Below are 21,148 nucleotides of genomic sequence, written 5' to 3'. Positions count from 1 at the left end.
TGACCAAGGATGGTCAAGTATTACGGTTTGGGTTAAACCATGTTGGCCACTCCCTCATAAATGGGTAGTGATCAGGAGCATGGTTCTTTTTGTAAGATTTAAGGAGCCTTAGCCTTTCGATTGCACAGTCATGAACTTCACGCTGACCATCAGTCATTTCCGTCCAGGATAATTTTTCCATAGATGCAATAACTCTTTCAGCTTCTTTTATCAGCATATTTTTATTGCTCAAAGCCACAGCGTGACTGGATGAGCCTTTCTGCCATATGTTGATTAGAAAGATGGCGATGATAACCAAAACGATGGTAGACAAAGAAATATACACACCAACCTCCTTAGTTTTGTGCAGGATACCATGAGGTAAGCGCAAGGTGGAGCAAAGCTATTTTTTAGGCTGCATTGTGTATTCTTCAGTCAATTTCTTTGTTACTGCTGAAACCGCCTCTTCAGCGGTAATCGAAATTATTTTGTTTAGTTGCTCCATTGACATGGTCACATTCTCACCGGTTCTTTTAGGGGCTAGTGATTCATCCCAAGAAACCAATTCTGTGCTGATGGCATCCTCAATTATTTGAATGATCTCAGAGTTCATTGAGCGTCCGTTACGTTTGGCTCTCTCAGCTACTGCGTCCCGCAGCCCGTCCGGAAACCTTACGGTGAACTTGTCTTGCATCTGGCTTGGGAATTTTTCCGACATGGCACACCTCAAATAAAAAACATTGTAGAGGCAACTTGACTTCATGTGCAATCATGGTAAATTGACTCTAAAGGCAATTTGCCTTCATTTGTGAGATAAGGAGACAGCATGGAAAAGAATGAAGTGAAGACGACTCTTCGGTATCCGCACCGCTTTAAGGAAGAGGTGAAACGCATCGCCGAGGAAGAGGGGATGTCAGAAAACTCAGTGTTGGTTCAGGGACTAGCTTGGTGGTTGAAGTTCCGGGAGAAAATGCAGAATGCTCTCTAAAAATAACGAAACCCGGCTGTGCGCGAACACTAACCGGGTCTCTATCGAAAATAACCGACTAGGAAATATCGACATGAAAAGTATATCAAAATTATCGAAGAACGAAAATACTGTTGTTGCGGCAGTAACATTTAATTTCCATGAAACTCATGATGTACGAATTCAGGTAATCGACGGTGAACCGTGGTTCTGCCTGAAAGATGTTTGCGGTGTGCTGTGCATTGCTAACCCTCGCGATTTGATGGCGAAGCAGCTCGATAAAGAGGGGGTAGATAAAATCTACACCCTTACAGATGGCGGCAAACAGCAGTTAGTTTACGTCAACGAACCAAATCTCTACCGCGTCATTTTCCGCAGTAACAAACAGGAAGCCAAACAATTTCAGGATTGGGTATTCAATGACGTTCTTCCTACGATCCGCAAATCCGGGCGTTATGAGCGTCAGCCAGCGGCAGATCCGTTGACACCAAATGATATGAACAATCTCAAACGTCTTATTTGGCTGATGACAGACAGCATGAGATTAAAACAGTCATGGAGCAATGGTGTCTGGTATGCATTACGCGCAGCTACCGGCAGACCATCTCCGCAGCCATTTACTGTGGACGATTTACCTGTTTTGGGTGAGGAGTGCCGCCGCATCATGAAAATCACATCGGCATTTAATAGCGCTGTATATGCGTTCGAGAAAGACGTTATTCGCCGCGTCGTCCGCCGCCGCGGTGATTTTGAGCCGCTTATTGCAGAAATGGATCGCGCATTGCTTGAGTTAAAGGCACAAGAGCAGGAAGGCGTGTTGATGCTGAGCCAGTTTGAGGAATATAACCTTAACGAGTTAATTGCCAGGAGGCACTGATTAACCAAAGAAAAACCGCCAGTGGCTGCTGGCGGCTATGTCACAAACCCTAACTTAAATAAGGAATGTCGAATGACTTCTAAGAATGTAGCAAACATCGGATCTGTTGTCACGGATAAAACTATTGATAGCCAGTCTCTGCTGGCGATGGTCAATGAAGCACGTAAACAGTGCGGTGAGCCGGAAGTTCGCAATAACAAATTCATTGAGAAAGTTGAAGATGAGCTGGATGGCGAGCACTACACAAAAAGTGTAGTGCAAAAAGCGAACAAAACTTCGATGGTCATCATTGATATGTCCATCAAGCAAGCGCTCCGCGTTGCAGCACGCGAGTCTAAAGCGGTTCGCCGCTCTTTGGTTGATAAGTTGGAAGACATGCAGTCAATTCAGGTTCCAACCAAAAGTAATTCCGGTCTTCCTGAATACCGTCTTGCAAAGGCCGAACAGTTGAAAGCACTGGCGCTGGAGAAAAATATCGCATCCGCTCGTGAGCTGATGGTGATGCTGCCCCGTCTTGACCCTATGTCACACCAGACGCTGGCGGCTTCGCTGATTAATCCGATTATCGGTTATGACGCGATCCCCTTGCCGGTGATTGAAGAGCATTACTACACCGCAGCGGAAGTGGGTGAGAAAATCGGCGTCAGCGCCAATAAAATAGGACGCATAGCTAACGCGAACAATCTCAAAACTGAGCAGTACGGCAAATTCTTTTTGGATAAGTCAGCTCACTCCAGTAAACAGGTTGAAGCCTTCCGCTATAACGCCAATGGCATTGAAGCTCTTCGCCACCTGATTCATGGTGTTGAAGTGGCGTAAGTCAAATATCACTGAAATCGTGATGGCTCAAATCTGAGCCATCCTTGCCAACCCGCTTAACTGCGGGTTTTTTCTTTCCTCAGAATATCAACCGCTATTTCTTTTACCTGCTCTGAAATTAAGTAGGCTAATCGCTCCTCTTCATCACGATAGCCTGATACTGGAGATGGTTTAGATATAGCTTCGGTAACTATCTGCACTAATTCAGCATTCAGTGAGCGGCCATTCGATTTAGCTCGCTGTTTCAGCTTTTCCTTTAATTCGTAAGGTAGCCGAAGATTAAATTGCGGGTCATCTCTTCCCATTTCTGATGCCTCACTTTTGTAAGTGGATCGGCATCATATGATCTACTGGTTATATCCACAATAAGACCACTGTGGTCTTAATGACGCATTGCCGTAGCCACGCTGCGGCGATTCCTTGCATCTGGAGCACATTAAATGACAGATATCACTGCAAACGTAGTTGTTTCTAACCCTCGTCCCATCTTCACTGAATCCCGTTCGTTTAAAGCTGTTGCGAATGGGAAAATTTACATTGGTCAGATTGATACAGATCCGGTTAATCCTGCCAATCAGATACCCGTATACATTGAAAATGAGGATGGCTCTCACGTCCAGATTACTCAGCCGCTAATTATCAACGCAGCCGGTAAAATCGTATACAACGGCCAACTGGTGAAAGTTGTCACCGTTAAGGGTCATAGCATGGCTATCTATGATGCCTATGGTTATCAGGTTGACTATATTGCTAACGTATTGAAGTATGACCCAGATCAGCTTGAATACAGGCTGAGCCAACCAGACGGTTATCTTTTGGTTGGTGGACTGGCCGAGCATTATAACCTTCCGGCTAAATTTGTCGTCGTCGACAACGAGCCATATAACGGAGATCTAAAATCAGCACTTTCTGAGGCTGAAGCCGGTACTGTGTTTTGGCTTGGTAAAAAAACATACAACATTACCGGCTTGTACGGAACTGGCAGGAACACAGTTGAAAATATCTCTATTGTTGGCACTGGGATGCCTCAGTTATCTGATGATAAAACCAGATTTATCGATGGAACTGGGACAGTTATTCAAGGGGCGGTAAAGAATCAAGCGAGAGGGTTTAAAACCTTCAACCTTGGGATCGATGTTGGTGCTTATGTATCTCAGAATGTGTATACAACGGAAACTTACGAGGACGCTCTTGCGCACTATGGTGTTGGTTCCAACGCCAATATAGAAATTGACAATGTCAAGACGCTGAGCTCAGTTAACGTTGCCAGTAAGCCAGGAACTCACAGCATTCTGCTTGAACAATTATCCGGTGTAACTTTGGGTTATGTTGAGTGTATTGGTGGGTTCCACGGTCTGACAATAAAATGCCAAAACCTGCAAGGTGGTCGCGCTCACTGCTATGGTCAGTACGGTGATGCTTTCATCATTAAATCAGATTCTGGTGGCGCATGTGCAGACATACACATGGAGAGAATTACTGTAGGTCTTTATGATAACTCCAGATGGCCAGATGTAACGCTTGGTGGCATTTATGATGCTCACGATAACGTAACAATAGACAAAATTACTATTGGTGAGTTAATTGTGCAGAACGCGTCATGGGGATTTATACCATCTGATGCCAATACCGGTTTCATAACAAACGTCAGCATTGGTAGATACTCTGCATTCAATGTCTATGGGAACTATTATTCATTAACCATTGATAATAAATGTGTTGGTTGGACTATTGGTGAGCACAGAATTAGCAATGCATCTGGCGGCATTCGTGTTCACCCGGACTCTGCAGAAATCAATATTGGAACCGGATCCTCAAAGGCGAATACTGAGAGTGGTTATGCGTTGGGAGGCAACAGTTTAAGTCACGGCGTGCTCTTTGCTAATGAGAATGGGAAGGCTGGAGTTGATTACCTCGGTGGTATTGGTTTTGATGCCTCTCTTGTCCGTGGTTATGTTAACGGAACGGTTCTTGTTTCAGGATATCCAGGCGTAAAAGATGGTAATCCTGTAAATGGGTGGGCTGATACTGGTGATTTTGACATGATGCTAACCGGCAAGACTGTGCAGATCACAGGTTCACTGACTCGCGGAACAGCTGCGGTTGCGTATAACACTATCGCTGCGTGCAGGCCTTTGAAGCGAGTGCCTGTCCCGGCATGGGGTGTTAGCGCGACAAGCGCTATGATCCCAGTTGAGTGTTATATTGAAACTAACGGTCAATTAAACGTAGCTGGGTTCGCCTCGATACCAGCTGGTGGAACTGTATATTTTTCTGGACAATACCTAACAAAGTAAAGTTAGACATAATTGAGGCACACAAAGCTTTGCATCGGATTGCAAGGTTTTGTGCTACTTTCCTATGATACCTTCTCATCGAGCCAGTCCGCCCACCACTGCATCATTTCCCGGCGTGTATCTAGATAAGCTGCGTGGTTGTAAACTGAGCACGTCCCGCCGCTTACGTGTGCCAACTACATATCTAACGCGTCTTTGTTACAATTCTTCTAGTTGAGTATGGTACTTCCTTCCAACGTCATGAGATGCTGGTATTTTGATGATGGAGTGATGATGATAAAACATCATTAACTGAGTGGATTGAGTATATCAAGAAGCTACATAACATAGACCCAACTTCATCATCTGTATCCTGGCCTGATGCCCCACAATAAATTGACACTTCGTCCATTTTAAGGTGATGATCTGTAATTATTTGCTTGTTGAGTGGTTACGGATGAACAGAAGAGATTTCCTAAGTCTTTCGGCATTTTCCATGAGTGGTTTACTGGGGTCAAAAATGGCGTTTGCAAATGATATCCTTGTTGCTCCTTCTTTAACCATAGTAGATAACCCTCCTTACAACGGGGATCTCAGGCAAGCGCTACAGGAAACTACGCCTGGAAGCGTCCTGGTTCTTGGCAAATCGAAGCCTTATGACCTTACTGGATACTTTGTTTCTCCCACGCATACAGATGGGGAGCCCGTAACCAACACAATAGAAAACCTGACCATTATAGGGATGGGGATGCCAAGGCTTGCAGATGATAAATCGCACTTCATTCCTGGGTCAGGAACTATAATACTTGGTCTTATTATGAATAAGGCCAAAGGATTTCATATAGAAAACCTTGGAATTGATTGCGGTAATTATGTCTCTCAGAATGTATTCCCCAATGTCACCTATGAAGATTGCCTTCATATTTATGAAGCTGGTGACAATTCAAATATCTTCGTTAACAATATCAAGACGCTTAATTCTCTTGGGGTTTCTTCAAAGCCAGGGACTCATAGCATTCTGATTGAAAGAACCGGTGACGTTTACAAAGGATATGTAGAGTGCATAGGCGGGTTTCATGGCCTAACTCTAAAAGGGTGGAATATCACCGGGGGATGGTCTCACTGCTATGCTCAATATGGTGATGGGTTTATTCTTAAATCTGATTCAGGGACTAAATGCAGGGATATTCATCTTGATGGAATCAAAGTTGGTCTTATTGATAACACAGGATGGCCTGACATATCTATGGGGGGGATTTACGACCCGCATGACGGGCAGACTATTGACAGGGTGACCATAGGAGAACTCGCAATTCAGGGTGCCGCTTGGGGTCTGGTGGCAGCATCATCTAGTGATGGATATACTACTAACATCAACATCGGCATATTCTCTGCCATTGAGGTTTATGGGAATTACTACGCACTTGAAATAAATGATAAGTGCGTAGGGTGGAGTCTTGGACAGCATGCGATTTCCGCAGCATCTGGAGGTATAAGAGTTAATAAAAATGCAGCTTATATTGATATAGGTCACGGATACTCAAAGAACAATACAAGAAGCGGATATTCTCTTGGTGGCAACACTTTAAGTCATGGAAGACTTTTAACTAATGAAAATGGTGAATATGGCGTTGAATATACTGGCGGTTATGGCTTTAACAAAGATGAAGTTATAGCATATGTCAATGGACTAGGAAGCTTTAATGATTTGCCATCAGCTATTCAGGGCAATCCAATAAATGGGTGGGCTAAAGACAAAAACTTTAAAGCTATAGTTTGCGGTCATCGCGTATTCATTAGCGGACGATTGAGAAAAGGAACGGCTTCACCTGCATTTTCTATTCCTGCTGCATTACTACCCAAAGAGGATGTGCCTGTGCATGGTGTAGGGGTAAATCTAGGTGTTAATGCTATCCCCGTGCAGGCTTGGGTTAGATCTTCAAACTCACCAACTAACCCAGGTATGTTCGATGTTTGGGGGTTTGCATCAACGGATTCATACGTAGATTTCAACAGTTCATATGACATTGCCTGAACATACATTTTAGCCCGGACCTGTTCCGGCCCCCCCTCATTACTGCAACACTCAACTTCCATCCTAAAATTTACAATCAAAGCAACCTATTAACTGTTAAGGTTAATCGATGGCCTGGATGGCGCGCCCATGACATCGGTACTTTATCATTTCCCTGCTTAAAAAAACTGTATGCATAAGCAGTAATTGAGGTGTTCATTATGGGATTCCCGAGTCCAGCGCAAGATTACGTTTAGCTGCGCATATCTATCGAGCAGTGCATCATATCGAGGCCAGCGGCTACATACTTCATGAGATCCGGAGCGACACACTACCGCGAGGCATCATTAGCGGTGCTCTGCCTGTCGTTGATGCCTCACTAAAGGCATGTGATTGTTCGTTGCTGGTTTGCAGAATGGATGGAGAAATGAGGACAAGCGATACTGCAATCATCACTGAGAGGTCTGGTGAGTTTTATGATTTCTCGGTGACGTGAGACAAAAATGGGACGTAAAGGCTTTTATATGCCTTTCGACCAATTTCTATCTTTTTCGAAGATGGGACGTGTGAGCGCAGGTGTGACGTGGTATGTTGTTGACTTAAAAGGTGGTTCTAGGAACTTCTAAGCCGTGGGTCGCAGGTTCGAATCCTGCAGGGCGCGCCATCTAAAAATCAACAAATTACATTTCTTTTATTTTCTCTGCTCTTTCATTGTGGGGAAGCTGGGACACAATCGTTCAATATTACGCCTATTTGCTTAGCGTGTTCGGTTAAATTTATGCATACCTATTGACTGACTTGGCGGAATCTTTACATGATGTTTACAGACAGCCTGTGTGAATCCAGTTAGTAGCGATAGGTTTGGTAACTTGAAGAAATACACAGGCATCATCAAGTGTGAGGCTGTGTGATTCCGGGGGCATCTGGCTCAGCTTTTTGATTCTCTAGCGAGTTGTTGGTGCTACATTCCTGCGTGTCTCCATTTCAGACTTTAACAGCGCAACGAGGGAGTCCGATTTACTGAGGGCATCTTTGAATTCCGGAACTCATTTTGACGTTTTTCGGATGTATCCCTGATTCTGGAGACTGCTGAACAAGCCAGACACATCTGCGGAAGCCTGCTGGATCATATGGCGTGTCAAAGCCGTCACCATTAATATTCTTTTTCAGATCACACGCAATAGAAGTAAGAGTAGCACTGGTGATGCTGACATTTCCTGCGATTAGCATTTCAAAACCTTCATTGCCAAAGCCGACATTTATTGCCTCTAATAAAAAACGCCATCAAGTGGCTTGGTGTTTTTTCGCCTCTTCTATTGAGAACGACTACGTGTCGAAAACAGATGCAATATCGTAATCGCTGGTCTCCTCTCTTAATGTGGTAACATCTTGTTCAGTAGGCGGCATGAAAGTTATCGGCGCTCGCCAGACATAATCGACGGCAACTACTGGTACGGTACTTCTCGGGGCGTTCGACGCCAGGCAATTATATAAGATTGGTACCATGTATGTTCAATCTGAAGGTGCTACTATAGTAGGGGTTACAGCATGCTCTTCGCCATCTAATTCATAGCGCTGGTGTGGAATAACTATTCCGATTTTCGGAACATTTCAACCAAAACCCGCTTAACAGCATGAGTTTTCTATAGACAAAAAGCGCCTGTATTAGTTACTGACGCTTTTCCATGACTTTATTATTTTATATGCTGAAGTGAGTATGACTCAAAACATACATTTGAATCTTTTTGAGCGAATAACTGTATTTCTGCAGATGGCATATCTTCGTTTATTTCGAAAATATAAGAACCATTTTTATATTTATTCTCAGACATCTTGATTTTTTTTCCTGTTATATAAGAAAAAATTAATGCTTCATACTGATCGCCATGTGCATTAATTTTTAAAGAATACCACCCACGACCAAGAGTCTTATAGGGCCCATATGCAACCATGCCTTGTACGCCAGCATTGCATATTTGATTATTGTCCCCAACCTTGAAGTCACTTTTTACTACATTGGCACTTCCTTCTATATCGCCATCATAAATATTAATAGAATGACTGTAAACCAGGATGGGGGAATCCCACACCATATATGTTAATTCTGGTTTGCCATATAATTCTTCTATGACTTTTTTTTGTTGGTCATTATCAACAATGAAAAAGTTATTTCCATTGTTAAAATATGATATTTTTGTTAACCAAAAAGATGGCAAAACTTTTTTATTTTCTATGTCGATGTTAACAGGGGCTATATTGAATTTCTTTTCCACACTCACCGCTGCCGCATTCCAGAATGTTGCATATCCATTAGATAAGTTGTGTTGAGTCAAAAAATTAGATATAAGCCTATATTTTGATGTGGTTCTGTCATTGCGAAATAAGAAATCAGGCTGATTTACATATATTAATGAATAAGCAGAAATTGAAATTGAAAAAAACCATAAAACTATATTTGATATCTTTGGTACATTCGCATTTCGACATAAGAAAATTGAACCAAAAATAATGACAGGAATTAAATATCTTGTTGTACCCTCATCCACTGGTTTATCGCTTAAGGCATATGCAGGAATCATAATAAGAGATGCTATCAATAGCGCGGCGTCAACGAGACTAAACTTTCTTATTTTTATAAGCGAAGAAATTAAAAGTATAAAAAATATAACTAATGATGTGAATTTTAAAGAAGAGAATATTCCTTCAGGTGAACTGATTATTTTACTAAAAAAATCAGCGTTGAATAATATCAAAAGCCCTTTAAAAAGTAGCGAGATGTTAAAAGTTAACTTGTCATAACTAACAAATGTAGGCGAACCAACCCCTGGCAAATAAAAAAAATCAGCCGAGTTAGTAAAATGTAAGATTAACTTGAATAAAAAATACGAAAAAACCAAAGACGAAAATATTACAAATTTATCTTTTGCATTTTCATTGGCTATAAAACAGCTCAATGCAATTGGCAAAAAAAATAAATATATTGTTATATCATCGCTAAATATCGTTAAAGATGCGATTATTGATGATAGAAATAAATATAATCTATTTCTTCTGCGACAATAAAAATCAATTAATATATATGAAACAACGATATAAGTATATGTAGGGACATGGATTATCGCTACAGAAAGCATGTAACTGACAGCAGCACCAGGGAAAGCAAGGAACAGTAGCAAAGCCCATGCTTTTTTGTAGCCAGAAATTGTTCCCAGTGCATAGCATGAAGCGAACAGGCTACCAGCCATTAATCCAGGTATAACGTATGTTATCCATTCAGAATAACCAAAAAGCTTTATAGCAAGAGCAAACCAGACTAAGTCAGTAAAATAGAAAGTTACTGTAGATAAGTACCATCCTTTTAGTGTTATGTTTCCGTTTGCAATGTCAGCAGCCTCTAAAATACCACTCATGCTGTCAGAGCTTGGGATAAATTTATAGCTTAATGCGGTAAAAATATATGAAAATATCAAAAAAACTAATATTACCGAAAGCCCCTTTTTGGTCATTTTTTAATATCCTTAAGTAAATATTTTGGACGTTTTTTGGTTTCAATATAAATTCTGCCAATATATTCTCCCAGCACGCCTATCCCTATCAACTGCACCCCTCCAAGGAAAAGTATGGAGACGAGTAATGAAGGATATCCTCTTACTGGGTTTCCGAAGGCGAGCGTATCCAAAATCATCCACGCCCCGTAAATAAAAGCCATTCCTGCGACAACCAGACCGATATAGGTCCACATACGCAGAGGAAAAGTTGAGAAGCTAGTTATACCTTCTATCGCCAGATTCCATAGCTTCCATCCGTTGAATTTAGTGTTGCCAGCCACACGTTGCGCGCGCGCATACTCCACAACATCACTGTGTCCCCCAACCCAACTCAGCACACCCTTCATGAACAAGTTGCGTTCGGGCATTAATTTAATATTTTCGACAACTTCACGACTCATTAACCGAAAATCGCCAACGTTCTCTTCGATTTTCGGATTGCTGATTTTGTTGTGCAGCTTATAAAACCACTCAGCTGTCTTACGCTTCATGCGCCCGTCAGTTGAGCGGTCTGAGCGCTTAGCCAGCACCATATCTGCGCCAGCCTGCCACTTCTCAATGAGATGGGGGATAACTTCTATCGGATCCTGTAAATCGACATCAATAGGAATGACCGCATCCCCGGTTGCGTGGTCGAGCCCCGCGAAAAGAGCAGGTTCTTTACCGAAGTTTCGCGTAAACGAAAGCGGAATAACGAGCGGATCAGATGCAGCTATTTTGTTAATTATTGATTCAGTTGCATCTTTGCTTCCGTCATTAATAAAAACGATCTCCACTTCATATTCTTTTAGTTCATTAAACTCACGTACCGTTTTATAGAAAATCGGTATCGTGTCTTCTTCATTAAAAACTGGAACGACAAGAGAGATTTTCATTTCGCATCCCTAAAGACAATGAACTTTGAATAAATGAATCCGCATATCAGGCTGATAGCTGAAAAGGTGATAAGAGTAAGGAGTGGTGGCAAGGAGCATTTGTCAGCCATCCAGCCAACAACAGCGCTCAGTGTTCCCATAAATCCCACGTACATCATGTAGCGAAGCGTGGTGGTGCTGGCGTTAAAGGTGAAGCGCGCATTGGCATAGAAGCTGAACGATACGGCGATAACAAAACCGGAAAAGTTCGCCAACGCCTGATGCGTATGCATCCCATACACACAAAAAGCAAATACGCCCCAATGAATAAGCGTGTTAAGAACACCGATCGATGTGTACTTAGCGAATAACTTCAACATTATGAAAATCAGCGGATTCGGAAAGGTCTGGAGTGTAGCACTACAAATTGATTTGATCGATATAAACGATCAATAATGTGATATTTGATAGTTTAAACTTATTGTTATATTATTAATTGATCGTTGTTACCGATCAATTGAGGCTACTGATTGCTGAGTGGGTTGGGACAAAAACGGTACACACAAAGCTTTGCATCGGCTTGCAAAGCTTTGCATGTTTTTCGAAGATGGGGCGAGTGAGCGCCGTGGTAATGGGATAACTTGTTGTTAGCTCAGGTAGTTCCAGGAACATCTAAGCCGTGGGTCGCAGGTTCGAATCCTGCAGGGCGCGCCATTTAACCTCTCAAAATTATGTTAATCCGTAAGCTTCTGCGGGGGCGACGTTGTGCCATCCGCAGTACGTGACGCTAATATGCAAATAACTAATTGTGTTTAATCTGTTTATGGTGCTCCTCAGCCTGGATCTCATGGGCGAAAGAATGGGCATTATTCATCGATTGATGGATGACCATTGCTTTTTCATAGTCGTCCATTTCAGAAAAGGGTGTCGCATTTTCCACAGGAGTCGGGGCGCTGGTTTTCTGTGTCTAAGCCATTTGCTGGTGCGCGAAGGCGTCACCGTTATTCATCATCTCATGCGCGGTGGCGGATAATTGGCGGGATTCCATTTTCTCTGCGACTTTTACGCCAGCTGAAATAAAAAACGACAGCTAAAAGGGATGTAAACTTATTCAACTTATTTCTCCGGTGTGGGTTAATAAGAGAAATAATAAAACAGTCGTTGAGTCTGGCGCGTGACGGGATAATGACGATGATGTCAGATTATTTTGCTGGTTAGCGATAGCGCCTTTCACTATCGCTACAGTTCAACGGAGGTGTTTGGGTAATGTCAAAATAAAACGAGTAGCGCGCGTATCGGAGGTGACAGAAACTTTTCCCTGATGCGCAATGACGATGGATTTTACAATTGCCAGGCCTATACCGCTGCCTTCCCCTTTACGCTGGCGGGAGGGATCAACCCGATAAAAACGATCGAAAAGGCGCGGCAAATGTTCCGGCGCGATTGGCGTACCGGGGTTTTCAACAATAATATGTATCTGGTCGTCCGCTTCTTTTATCCGAAGAGTAATGGTTTTACCTGGCGGCGTATAGCGCATCGCATTAGAGAGTAAATTACTGATCGCTCTGCGCAGCATGATGGGATCGCCGGTGATTCAGCAGGCGCGGCCTTCAAAGCGCAAGCTCCCAACACCTTTTCGGCAGAAACACTCAATGAGGCGCTCTACCACGGGGCGGTGCTCCGGGTGCGGCCAAAAGCCATGACGGTAGCGGTGATTATCGCCGGTTTGCTACCTGTTTTATGGGGGACCGGCGCGGGTTCTGAGGTGATGAGCCGTATTACCGCGCCGCTGCTGTCGCTGTTCATCATTCCGGCAGCCTACAAGCTGATGTGGCTGCGCAGGCATCGTCGCCTTGCGGCTAACGTGTGTCGCCCGCCTGCGGCGTCAAACTGTAGGCGGATTCAGTATACGTTTATCGTCCGAGCGCGCTGACCCGTTTGCGGTACTCGCCTGGTGTACAACCGAATTCACGGACAAACGCTTTGTGAAAAGAAGATTCGCTCGCATAACCTACCGACTCGGCAATCACCATCACCGGCAGCGCTTCACGCGACAGGGTCTGGGCGGCGATTTGCAGGCGCAGCGTTGTTAACACGGCTAAGGGCGTTGTAGCGGACACGTCGCGAAATAGCTGGGCGAAGCTCGCCCGCGACATGTGTACCCGTTGCGCCAGCGTTTCGACCGTCCAGGGATGCGCCGGTGTTTCCAGCATGTGAAGGATCACGCGGCCCAGCCGGGGATGCAGCAATAAATTGAGCACGCTTTTCGCCGTGCCAGCCTGCGATAGCCAGTCGCGAACGGCGAGGGTAAACAGCGTGGCGCACTGCTGACTGTATAAGACATCAGCGCCAGGTAAATGGCGTTCTGACTCCTGCTGTAACAGCAAAATGGCGGCGTTAAGCCAGATACTGGCGGGGCTATGCGGCGGCGGGGTAAGACATAACACTTCCGGCAACGCGGTAAGGAAATAACGTGACGTCGTGTGCAGACGTAGACTACCGCAGACGATATGTGTCGGTGATTCGCCAGACTGGCGCAAACGGTGGGCGGAGTTTTGCGGCAGAATCACCACCTTTCCCGGCGTAAGCGTCATGGCGTCGCCGGTAGGCATTTCCAGTTGCGCTTCGCCCTGCGTAACGGTATGCCAGCGAATCACCGATAGCTCGCCAGCGGCGTGCGGCAACTGCCAGTCGCCGCCTAACGGGCAATTCTTGTCGATTGAGCCCTGAGGGGCGTTAAGCGTCAATAGCCGACTAAGCGCATCCATATAGACTCCAGAACAGATTTATTTTCAAAACTAGAGATAACCATTTCTGTCTCTGATCACTATATTTCGGACTCAATGTCATTTCTACCCTTGTTTTTGCTAACCGCCAATTTAGACGATAAGACAAAAAATGGCGCGTTGCGGATAACCCTGTCTTTTTTGACGTTATTTATACTTGTCCTGACAAACAGATGGTGATTTGGCGGAGAAAGAAGATGACACAGTATCAGGCGCTCATTATTGGTTTTGGCAAGGCAGGAAAAACGTTGGCGGCAACTCTGGCGAAGACGGGATGGCGCGTGGCGATTATCGAACAGTCCGCCAGTATGTTCGGCGGAACCTGCATCAACATTGGCTGTATTCCAACGAAAACGCTGGTGCATGATGCGGAACGTGAGGGCGATTTTTCTGTCGCCATGCAACGTAAAGCGGCGGTCGTAAATTTTTTACGCGACAAAAATTTTCATAATCTTGCCGACCTGGACAATGTCGATGTGATTGAGGGAAGGGCGGAGTTTATTGATAACCATACCTTACGGGTATTCCAGGCGGACGGCGAGCGGGTGTTACGGGGAGAAAAGATCTTTATTAATACTGGCGCAGAGTCGGTGATCCCGGCTATTACGGGCTTAACAACGACGGCAGGGGGGTTCGATAGCACCGGGCTACTCAGCCTGAGCCAGCGTCCGGCGCGGCTGGGGATTTTAGGCGGTGGTTATATTGGCCTTGAATTTGCCTCAATGTTCGCCAACTTTGGTACGAAGGTCACTATCTTTGAAGCAGCGCCGCAATTCCTGCCTCGTGAAGATCGGGATATCGCGCAGGCAATTACCCGTATTTTACAGGAAAAGGGCGTCGAGCTGATTTTAAACGCCAACGTACAGGCCGTATCCTCAAAGGAGGGCGCGGTACAAGTAGAAACGCCGGAAGGCGCGCATCTTGTGGATGCCCTGCTGGTGGCGTCGGGGCGAAAACCGGCGACGGCTGGCTTACAGTTGCAGAACGCCGGTGTGGCGGTGAACGAACGCGGCGGGATCATCGTGGATGATTACCTGCGTACCACGGCGGACAATATCTGGGCGATGGGCGATGTTACCGGTGGGTTGCAGTTTACCTATATTTCACTGGATGATTTTCGTATTGTACGCGACGGGTTATTGGGAGATGGCAAACGCAGTACCCGCGATCGCCAGAATGTTCCGTATTCCGTCTTTATGACGCCGCCGCTCTCTCGTGTCGGGCTGACGGAAGAACAAGCGCGGGCAAGCGGCGCAACGGTGCAGGTGGTGACATTACCGGTGGCGGCGATCCCTCGCGCCCGTGTTATGAACGATACTCGTGGCGTACTAAAAGCGGTAGTGGACGTGAATACGCAGCGTATTGTAGGGGTGTCATTGTTATGCGTCGATTCTCATGAAATGATTAATATCGTTAAAACCGTTATGGATGCAGATTTACCTTATACGGTGTTACGCGACCAGATATTTACCCATCCTACAATGAGTGAGTCTTTAAACGATCTCTTCTCTCTCATTAAGTAAAACATAAATAACGTAGCCCTGTTAATCAGGGCTTTTTTTGGCCTGTCAGGCTATAAAAATACGCCAGGACAAATATGCTGGCGTCTGAAAGAAAAGGCTTTAGTCAGGCGTAACGTATTATAACACCATTGAAATAACCCACGACTGGAAATCTCGATGTTAAAAGTTACCACACTTATTGCTTCATTATTGGCTGCGCCGCTGGCGTTTTCCGCCTCCGCCCAGCCGCTAACTGACGTTGAATATATCAGCGTTTCTGCGGTGTCAGCAACGCCGTCAATGCTTGAAGACGCTATTGCCAGACTGGCGCAAAGTAAACAGGCGTCGTCGTGGAAAATTACGTCCATGCGTATTGATAATACGGGTTACGCCACTGCGATATTATATAAATAAGGAGAGCCTGAGATGGATAAATATCTTCGTCTGTTAAGTCAGGGGGATCGGCTAGGATTAACATTAATTCGCCTGAGTATCGCCATCGTTTTTATCTGGATTGGACTACTAAAATTTGTGCCCTATGAGGCAGACAGTATTACCCCGTTTGTGGCGAACAGTCCGTTTATGTCTTTTTTCTATGAACATCCTGAAGAATATCGTCAGCATCTGACTCATGAGGGCGAACTAAAACCGGAGGAACGCGCCTGGCAAACCGCCAATAATACGTATGCGTTTTCGGATGGTCTGGGCGTGGTGGAATTGATTATCGCGGCGCTGGTACTGGCTAACCCTGTCAGCCGCTGGTTAGGGCTGGCGGGCGGCGTGCTGGCATTCCTGACGCCATTTGTCACGCTGTCGTTTTTAATCACCACGCCGGAGGCCTGGGTTATGCCGCTGGGCGATGCGCATTATGGTTTTCCGTATTTATCGGGCGCCGGGCGGCTGGTATTAAAAGATACGTTAATGCTGGCAGGGGCGGTGATGATCATGGCGGACTCCGCCCGTTCGTTACTTTTACAGCGCCAGTAGCGACCCTCTTACCCTCTTTATGCCGCGATTCGTCGGGTGGCGCTTGCGCCATCCGACAATGTGTTGATGAATGATGGACTACCCTGCCAGAAGTTCCTGTTCCACCTGTTGAACCTGCGCCTCCAGCGTATTGCGAATTTCGGTTAGCGCCCGTTCCTGCTCGGAGAAATAGGCTTCCTTATCCGCAACGGAAGAGGCGAGCCGCCAGGCGTTTTCCGTTTCCAGCTGCGTTATCTCTTTCAACAGCGCGTCGATTTGCGTGCGGAGCTGGCGTATTTTATGGCGCAGATGTTCCAGGTTATTGAGCCTGTCGCTTGCCATCATCGGTTCCAGACCGCTTTGCAGCTGCGTCAATAACGCGCGAATTGCCGCCAGATCGGCATTCTGCCGCGCCTGATTAAGTTGTACCATCATCTGGTGCGCTTTTTCTTTTAATTCATCGGCGACCACATCCGGGTGACACAGGCGGCTGGCCTGACGCCACAAACGTTTTAATTCACTGCGTTCGTCTGCCGACAAACGTTGATCGCGGGCGTAGCGGAATTGCGCTTCCTGCTGCTGCTCCCGGTACTGGTGATAGTCCTGTTCCGCATTTTCCTGCGCCTGGCGGAATGCGCTGTCGTCCTGATGGGAAAAATCTGCTTCCAGCTCGCGAATTTCCGCCAGCAACGCGGTGATTAACTCCGTCTGCTGCTGGATTCGCTGACGGATGCCCACCGCTTCGCGCGAGGCGGCATTCAATCCTGTCCACTGCTGTTTTAGCGTTGCCAGTTGATCCACGGCCTGGGAAATAAATTGCAGGCAGGATTGATAATCCTTTTCCCGGCGTTTTATTTCGGCTTCTTGCTTACGCTGCATACTCACCGCGAGCTGTTTACGCAACTCCAGAATACGGCTCATCAACGGCCCGAGGCGCAGATGATAGAGGTCGTTGAAATCGTCGAGGATTTGTACCCGCGCATTTCGTTTGTCAATCAGATCGCGAAGCTGGGCTTCAAGCGCTTTCAGCTCCAGTTTACTGGCGGCAATAGAGGGATCTTGCCACGTCGAGAGCGCCCGTTGAGCCTGTAGCCAGGCGGCGATCTCTTGCATGGCGTCACTGAATCGACGAGCTTCAATTGCCTGGGCAATCGCGCTGATTACGGCATCCTGCGGCTCATTTTTCAGGTAGATGAGCTGCTGACGGATAATCTCTTCGTCCTCAAGTTCGATGGCGCTTTTGATGATCTCTAAACGTTTGATGATCTTATTCATGACGTTGATGCCTGGCGTGGCTCAAAAACGAATAACAGATACCAGGTCTGATTCACCTTTTTGAAAATACTGAAAAAATACTAAATGTATTCTGTAGGGTGTCGTACTTTTCGTCCAGAGTTATTCACATATTTTATACCCGGCGTCTGTCACCCGTAACGTACTATATCGGCGCGCACTCTTTTCTTTTTACTGCCCGTGACATCTTTTTTTACACGATAACGTTAACGTCCGGAGTTGAGCCTTGACAAACGATTGCGCCTTGCGGCAGCGAGAGCGAAATGTTAAAAGGTGCCCCTCAATAAAAACGATACAGGGGTAGGACGTGAAAAACGCGTCAACTGCATCCGGCGCCAGCGTGTCGGATGCCGCGTCGAAGAATGAACCGACGCTTCAACGGGGGTTGCAAAACCGCCATATTCAGCTAATCGCCCTGGGCGGCGCCATTGGCACCGGACTGTTTCTGGGCATCGGCCCGGCGATTCAAATGGCGGGGCCGGCTGTTTTGTTGGGCTATGGCGTTGCCGGGATTATCGCTTTTCTCATTATGCGCCAGTTGGGTGAAATGGTCGTGGAAGAGCCGGTTTCCGGATCGTTTGCCCACTTCGCCTGGAAATATTGGGGGCCGTTTGCGGGCTTTTTGTCGGGTTGGAACTATTGGGTCATGTTTGTGCTGGTCGGGATGGCGGAGCTGACCGCGGCGGGCATCTATATGCAGTACTGGCTGCCTGACGTACCAACATGGGTATGGGCGGCGGCGTTTTTTATTATCATTAATGCCGTGAATCTGGTGAACGTTCGTCTGTATGGCGAAACGGAATTCTGGTTCGCGCTGATTAAAGTGCTGGCGATTATCGGCATGATAGGTTTTGGTCTGTGGCTGCTGTTCTCCGGCCACGGCGGCGAACATGCCAGCATTGATAACCTCTGGCGTTATAACGGTTTCTTCGCTACCGGTTGGCATGGTTTGCTTCTGTCGCTGGCGGTGATTATGTTTTCTTTTGGCGGACTGGAGCTGATCGGCATTACTGCGGCGGAAGCGCGCGATCCACAAAAAAGCATTCCGAAAGCGGTGAATCAGGTGGTATACCGTATTTTGCTGTTCTACATCGGTTCGCTGGTGGTGTTGCTGGCGCTCTATCCGTGGGTAGAGGTGAAATCCAATAGCAGCCCTTTTGTGATGATCTTCCATAACCTGGACAGTAATGTGGTGGCTTCGGCGCTGAATTTCGTTATCCTGGTCGCGTCGCTTTCGGTGTATAACAGCGGCGTTTATTCGAATAGCCGAATGCTGTTCGGCCTGTCCGTACAAGGCAACGCGCCGAAATTTTTAACCCGCGTCAGCCATCGCGGCGTGCCGGTGAACTCGCTGATGCTTTCCGGAGCGATTACCTCGCTGGTGGTGCTGATCAACTATCTGTTGCCGCAAAAAGCGTTTAGCCTGTTGATGGCGCTGGTTGTCGCGACGCTATTGCTAAACTGGATAATGATCTGTCTCGCGCATTTACGTTTTCGCGCGGCGATGCGTCGTAAAGGGCGCGAGACGCAATTTAAGGCGCTGTTCTATCCCGCCGGAAACTATTTGTGCATTGCGTTTCTGGCGCTGATTCTGGTGTTAATGTGTACGATGGACGATATGCGATTGTCGGCGATTTTGCTGCCGGTATGGATTGTATTCCTGTTTATCGCGTTTACCGTTTTGCGCCGTAAGGCTCATTAACTTTTTTGCCCGATCCCATGTTCATGCGATCGGGCAATCCATTAATGCCGCAATGTCCCTGACAGCGCGCGAATATCGCTGCCGGTCGGCGTCTGATGAATACGCAAGCCAAACTCTTCCACCACGGCAAAAATATGGTCGAAAATATCGGCCTGAATGCTCTCATATTCCAGCCACACGACGGTATTGGTAAAGGCGTAGATCTCTATCGGCAAACCATGATCGTCAGGCGCCAGTTGGCGTACCATCAGCGTCATGTCTTTACGGATGCGCGGATGGTGGCGTAAATATTCGTTCAGATAGGCGCGAAATGTCCCGATATTGGTCATGCGGCGGTGATTTAAGGCTGATTCCGGCGCATCCAGTTGTTTATTCCATTCATCGATTTCCTGATGACGGCTGGTAAGGTACGGCTTTAACAGTTGCGCGGTTAACAGCCGCTGTTTTTCATCATCATCCAGAAAATGGATACTGGTCGCGTCAATATTAATGCTGCGTTTAATCCGGCGTCCGCCGGACGCAGACATGCCGCTCCAGTTTTTGAATGAGTCGGAAACCAGCGACCAGGTGGGAATGGTGGTGATGGTATTATCCCAGTTGCGTACTTTTACCGTGGTTAAGCCAATATCAATGACCGCGCCATCTGCGCCATATTTCGGCATTTCCAGCCAGTCGCCTAGTTTGAGCATATCGTTGGCGGAAAGCTGGATACCGGCAACCAGGCCAAGAATCGGGTCTTTAAAGACCAGCATTAATACCGCGGCCATCGCGCCCAGCCCGCTGATTAAAATTGCTGGTGACTGGCCAATCAGCAGTGAGATCATCAGAATGCCGACGATAATTGCGCCGATGAGCTTAATACCCTGAAATATTCCTTTTAGCGGTAACTGAGAGGCGGCGGGCCATTTTTGCGATAGATTGAAAATCACGTCCAGCAAGGAAAATAACGACAGCAGGGCGTAGGTCATAATCCATAACTGCGCGCAGGTCGTCAGGATATCCGCTGCCTCACTGCCTTTTTGTAGCCAGAGCGCGGCCTGAATATTGACAATGATGCCTTGCAGCGTAAAAGCCAGACGATGGAATAATTTATTCTGGGTAATAATTTGCAGCCACAGGCGGGAACTGGCGATGGCGCGTTTTTCGAAAGCGCGCAGTACTATCCAGTGCAAAATAATATGCACGACAACTGCTGTCAGAAAAATAATACCAAATATCACCACCAGCGACGTGGTGTGATTCATTTCAATTCCCGCTAAATCTTCTACCCGGGATATCAATTCCTGCATAATCTCTCCTTTATAAACAGCAGCCTATGATGACTGCTGAATGGCATTTATGCAAATCAGGACGCCTGCGCTTCAGGCATAATCAGCAACAGACGGGTAAAAGCGCCTCTGGGGTTATCCATACGCTATATTTTATCCAGCGCCCTGTAAACGTCGTTATTTTACGCGGTTCCCTCTTTTTGAACAGGCGCCAGTCCGTCAACAATGAATGAAAACTTTTTAACCAGAATGTTTAAAACGATTGCAATATCTCTGTCGGATAATGATTAGCACCGT

18 protein-coding genes and 6 pseudogenes are annotated in these 21,148 nt (G+C 46.3%); 11 read left to right on the top strand and 13 right to left on the bottom strand.

What is annotated here, in order from left to right; translation table 11 throughout:
• Nucleotides 1-13: 13 nt before the first annotated feature.
• Nucleotides 14-325: a hypothetical protein gene (locus tag ACLJRS_RS12025; protein WP_000275951.1), complete on the bottom strand. Its 312-nt coding sequence runs from the start codon at nucleotides 323-325 to the stop codon at nucleotides 14-16.
• A 57-nt stretch (nucleotides 326-382) separates the two neighbouring features.
• The gene (locus tag ACLJRS_RS12020; protein ID WP_001750314.1) at nucleotides 383-697 is read right to left on the bottom strand and encodes an Arc family DNA-binding protein; all 315 of its coding nucleotides are present in this window, start codon (nucleotides 695-697) and stop codon (nucleotides 383-385) included.
• Nucleotides 698-805: 108 nt separating this feature from the next.
• Here ACLJRS_RS12020 and ACLJRS_RS12015 point away from each other — a divergent pair, with 108 nt between their 5' ends.
• From ACLJRS_RS12015 to ACLJRS_RS12005, 3 genes are all read left to right on the top strand, one after another.
• Entirely contained in the window at nucleotides 806-967 is a 162-nt protein-coding gene (locus ACLJRS_RS12015) for a hypothetical protein (RefSeq protein WP_001750315.1), read from the top strand.
• A complete protein-coding gene (locus ACLJRS_RS12010) occupies nucleotides 957-1,823 on the top strand; it encodes a Bro-N domain-containing protein (RefSeq protein ID WP_001750316.1) in 867 nt (288 codons plus the stop codon). The genes ACLJRS_RS12015 and ACLJRS_RS12010 overlap by 11 nt, the downstream gene beginning before the upstream one ends.
• Before the next feature lie 72 nt (nucleotides 1,824-1,895).
• Nucleotides 1,896-2,642 (top strand): hypothetical protein, encoded by a 747-nt coding sequence (locus ACLJRS_RS12005; protein WP_001749933.1) that lies wholly within the window; start codon nucleotides 1,896-1,898, stop codon nucleotides 2,640-2,642.
• 56 nt (nucleotides 2,643-2,698) lie between these two features.
• Here ACLJRS_RS12005 and ACLJRS_RS12000 read toward each other — a convergent pair whose 3' ends face one another.
• Entirely contained in the window at nucleotides 2,699-2,947 is a 249-nt protein-coding gene (locus ACLJRS_RS12000; RefSeq protein WP_001749934.1) for an Arc family DNA-binding protein, read from the bottom strand.
• A gap of 135 nt (nucleotides 2,948-3,082) precedes the next feature.
• Here ACLJRS_RS12000 and ACLJRS_RS11995 point away from each other — a divergent pair, with 135 nt between their 5' ends.
• Nucleotides 3,083-4,939: a phage head-binding domain-containing protein gene (locus tag ACLJRS_RS11995; protein ID WP_001750317.1), complete on the top strand. Its 1,857-nt coding sequence runs from the start codon at nucleotides 3,083-3,085 to the stop codon at nucleotides 4,937-4,939.
• 62 nt (nucleotides 4,940-5,001) lie between these two features.
• Here ACLJRS_RS11995 and ACLJRS_RS11990 read toward each other — a convergent pair.
• Nucleotides 5,002-5,115, bottom strand: a pseudogene (locus ACLJRS_RS11990) (hypothetical protein); the annotation flags it as partial.
• Nucleotides 5,116-5,217: 102 nt separating this feature from the next.
• Here ACLJRS_RS11990 and ACLJRS_RS11985 point away from each other — a divergent pair.
• Together ACLJRS_RS11985 and ACLJRS_RS11980 are read left to right on the top strand one after the other, a co-directional pair.
• Nucleotides 5,218-5,313: pseudogene (locus tag ACLJRS_RS11985) on the top strand (tail fiber assembly protein); the annotation flags it as partial.
• 125 nt (nucleotides 5,314-5,438) lie between these two features.
• On the top strand, nucleotides 5,439-6,953 hold the full coding sequence (locus ACLJRS_RS11980) for a hypothetical protein (RefSeq protein WP_000853000.1): 1,515 nt from the start codon (nucleotides 5,439-5,441) through the stop codon (nucleotides 6,951-6,953).
• Nucleotides 6,954-7,756: 803 nt separating this feature from the next.
• Here ACLJRS_RS11980 and ACLJRS_RS11975 read toward each other — a convergent pair.
• The 6 genes and pseudogenes from ACLJRS_RS11975 to ACLJRS_RS11950 form a co-directional block, all read right to left on the bottom strand.
• Nucleotides 7,757-7,855: pseudogene (locus tag ACLJRS_RS11975) on the bottom strand (DNA-binding protein); the annotation flags it as partial.
• 21 nt (nucleotides 7,856-7,876) lie between these two features.
• Nucleotides 7,877-8,191: pseudogene (locus tag ACLJRS_RS11970) on the bottom strand (hypothetical protein).
• A 435-nt stretch (nucleotides 8,192-8,626) separates the two neighbouring features.
• The gene (locus tag ACLJRS_RS11965; RefSeq protein ID WP_000162128.1) at nucleotides 8,627-10,438 is read right to left on the bottom strand and encodes a hypothetical protein; all 1,812 of its coding nucleotides are present in this window, start codon (nucleotides 10,436-10,438) and stop codon (nucleotides 8,627-8,629) included.
• Nucleotides 10,435-11,355, bottom strand: a complete 921-nt coding sequence (locus ACLJRS_RS11960) for a glycosyltransferase family 2 protein (protein ID WP_000703643.1) — start codon at nucleotides 11,353-11,355, stop codon at nucleotides 10,435-10,437. Before ACLJRS_RS11960 ends, ACLJRS_RS11965 begins: the two co-directional genes overlap by 4 nt.
• A complete protein-coding gene (locus tag ACLJRS_RS11955; protein WP_000915520.1) occupies nucleotides 11,352-11,714 on the bottom strand; it encodes a GtrA family protein in 363 nt (120 codons plus the stop codon). Before ACLJRS_RS11955 ends, ACLJRS_RS11960 begins: the two co-directional genes overlap by 4 nt.
• 866 nt (nucleotides 11,715-12,580) lie before the next feature.
• Nucleotides 12,581-12,955: pseudogene (locus tag ACLJRS_RS11950) on the bottom strand (ATP-binding protein); the annotation flags it as partial.
• A 3-nt stretch (nucleotides 12,956-12,958) separates the two neighbouring features.
• On the opposite strand from ACLJRS_RS11950, the pseudogene ACLJRS_RS11945 reads away from it, so the two are divergent.
• Nucleotides 12,959-13,183: pseudogene (locus ACLJRS_RS11945) on the top strand (efflux RND transporter permease subunit); the annotation flags it as partial.
• A gap of 64 nt (nucleotides 13,184-13,247) precedes the next feature.
• Here the strand turns inward: ACLJRS_RS11945 and rclR are convergent.
• Nucleotides 13,248-14,102, bottom strand: coding sequence for a reactive chlorine-specific transcriptional regulator RclR (gene rclR, locus ACLJRS_RS11940; RefSeq protein WP_000339634.1), 855 nt, complete (start codon nucleotides 14,100-14,102; stop codon nucleotides 13,248-13,250).
• A gap of 215 nt (nucleotides 14,103-14,317) precedes the next feature.
• Between rclR and rclA the strand changes: the two genes are divergently transcribed.
• The 3 genes from rclA to rclC all read left to right on the top strand — a co-directional run bounded on the left by rclA (nucleotide 14,318) and on the right by rclC (nucleotide 16,609).
• Nucleotides 14,318-15,643, top strand: a complete 1,326-nt coding sequence (gene rclA / locus ACLJRS_RS11935) for a reactive chlorine resistance oxidoreductase RclA (RefSeq protein WP_023234716.1) — start codon at nucleotides 14,318-14,320, stop codon at nucleotides 15,641-15,643.
• A 156-nt stretch (nucleotides 15,644-15,799) separates the two neighbouring features.
• Nucleotides 15,800-16,036 carry a reactive chlorine resistance periplasmic protein RclB gene (gene rclB, locus ACLJRS_RS11930; protein WP_000922170.1) on the top strand — a complete coding sequence of 79 codons (237 nt, stop codon included), beginning with the start codon at nucleotides 15,800-15,802 and terminating at the stop codon, nucleotides 16,034-16,036.
• Nucleotides 16,037-16,048: 12 nt separating this feature from the next.
• Nucleotides 16,049-16,609 carry a reactive chlorine resistance membrane protein RclC gene (gene rclC, locus ACLJRS_RS11925; protein ID WP_000362177.1) on the top strand — a complete coding sequence of 187 codons (561 nt, stop codon included), beginning with the start codon at nucleotides 16,049-16,051 and terminating at the stop codon, nucleotides 16,607-16,609.
• Nucleotides 16,610-16,687: 78 nt separating this feature from the next.
• Here rclC and ACLJRS_RS11920 read toward each other — a convergent pair whose 3' ends face one another.
• On the bottom strand, nucleotides 16,688-17,863 hold the full coding sequence (locus tag ACLJRS_RS11920; RefSeq protein WP_001033456.1) for a DnaJ family molecular chaperone: 1,176 nt from the start codon (nucleotides 17,861-17,863) through the stop codon (nucleotides 16,688-16,690).
• A gap of 325 nt (nucleotides 17,864-18,188) precedes the next feature.
• On the opposite strand from ACLJRS_RS11920, the gene pheP reads away from it, so the two are divergent.
• Nucleotides 18,189-19,583, top strand: a complete 1,395-nt coding sequence (gene pheP / locus ACLJRS_RS11915) for a phenylalanine transporter (RefSeq protein ID WP_000786289.1) — start codon at nucleotides 18,189-18,191, stop codon at nucleotides 19,581-19,583.
• A 41-nt stretch (nucleotides 19,584-19,624) separates the two neighbouring features.
• Here the strand turns inward: pheP and ACLJRS_RS11910 are convergent, their stop codons facing one another.
• Nucleotides 19,625-20,872, bottom strand: a complete 1,248-nt coding sequence (locus ACLJRS_RS11910) for a mechanosensitive ion channel family protein (protein ID WP_001156973.1) — start codon at nucleotides 20,870-20,872, stop codon at nucleotides 19,625-19,627.
• Between the last annotated feature and the right edge of the window lie 276 nt (nucleotides 20,873-21,148).

The organism is Salmonella sp. SAL00670, from assembly GCF_046552235.1.
Lineage (GTDB): Bacteria > Pseudomonadota > Gammaproteobacteria > Enterobacterales > Enterobacteriaceae > Salmonella > Salmonella enterica.
Note: the sequence above shows the minus strand (reverse complement) of the source record. Positions and strands in the feature narration are given on the sequence as shown.

What these genes read in the sequence shown, in the direction of transcription:
- ACLJRS_RS12020 (WP_001750314.1), bottom strand. Translation starts at nt 697, where the DNA reads ATGTCGGAAAAATTCCCAAGCCAGATGCAAGACAAGTTCACCGTAAGG.
- ACLJRS_RS12015 (WP_001750315.1), top strand. Translation starts at nt 806, where the DNA reads ATGGAAAAGAATGAAGTGAAGACGACTCTTCGGTATCCGCACCGCTTT.
- ACLJRS_RS12010 (WP_001750316.1), top strand. Translation starts at nt 957, where the DNA reads ATGCTCTCTAAAAATAACGAAACCCGGCTGTGCGCGAACACTAACCGG.
- ACLJRS_RS12005 (WP_001749933.1), top strand. Translation starts at nt 1,896, where the DNA reads ATGACTTCTAAGAATGTAGCAAACATCGGATCTGTTGTCACGGATAAA.
- ACLJRS_RS12000 (WP_001749934.1), bottom strand. Translation starts at nt 2,947, where the DNA reads ATGGGAAGAGATGACCCGCAATTTAATCTTCGGCTACCTTACGAATTA.
- ACLJRS_RS11995 (WP_001750317.1), top strand. Translation starts at nt 3,083, where the DNA reads ATGACAGATATCACTGCAAACGTAGTTGTTTCTAACCCTCGTCCCATC.
- ACLJRS_RS11980 (WP_000853000.1), top strand. Translation starts at nt 5,439, where the DNA reads ATGGCGTTTGCAAATGATATCCTTGTTGCTCCTTCTTTAACCATAGTA.
- ACLJRS_RS11965 (WP_000162128.1), bottom strand. Translation starts at nt 10,438, where the DNA reads ATGACCAAAAAGGGGCTTTCGGTAATATTAGTTTTTTTGATATTTTCA.
- ACLJRS_RS11960 (WP_000703643.1), bottom strand. Translation starts at nt 11,355, where the DNA reads ATGAAAATCTCTCTTGTCGTTCCAGTTTTTAATGAAGAAGACACGATA.
- ACLJRS_RS11955 (WP_000915520.1), bottom strand. Translation starts at nt 11,714, where the DNA reads ATGTTGAAGTTATTCGCTAAGTACACATCGATCGGTGTTCTTAACACG.
- rclR (WP_000339634.1), bottom strand. Translation starts at nt 14,102, where the DNA reads ATGGATGCGCTTAGTCGGCTATTGACGCTTAACGCCCCTCAGGGCTCA.
- rclA (WP_023234716.1), top strand. Translation starts at nt 14,318, where the DNA reads ATGACACAGTATCAGGCGCTCATTATTGGTTTTGGCAAGGCAGGAAAA.
- rclB (WP_000922170.1), top strand. Translation starts at nt 15,800, where the DNA reads ATGTTAAAAGTTACCACACTTATTGCTTCATTATTGGCTGCGCCGCTG.
- rclC (WP_000362177.1), top strand. Translation starts at nt 16,049, where the DNA reads ATGGATAAATATCTTCGTCTGTTAAGTCAGGGGGATCGGCTAGGATTA.
- ACLJRS_RS11920 (WP_001033456.1), bottom strand. Translation starts at nt 17,863, where the DNA reads ATGAATAAGATCATCAAACGTTTAGAGATCATCAAAAGCGCCATCGAA.
- ACLJRS_RS11910 (WP_001156973.1), bottom strand. Translation starts at nt 20,872, where the DNA reads ATGCAGGAATTGATATCCCGGGTAGAAGATTTAGCGGGAATTGAAATG.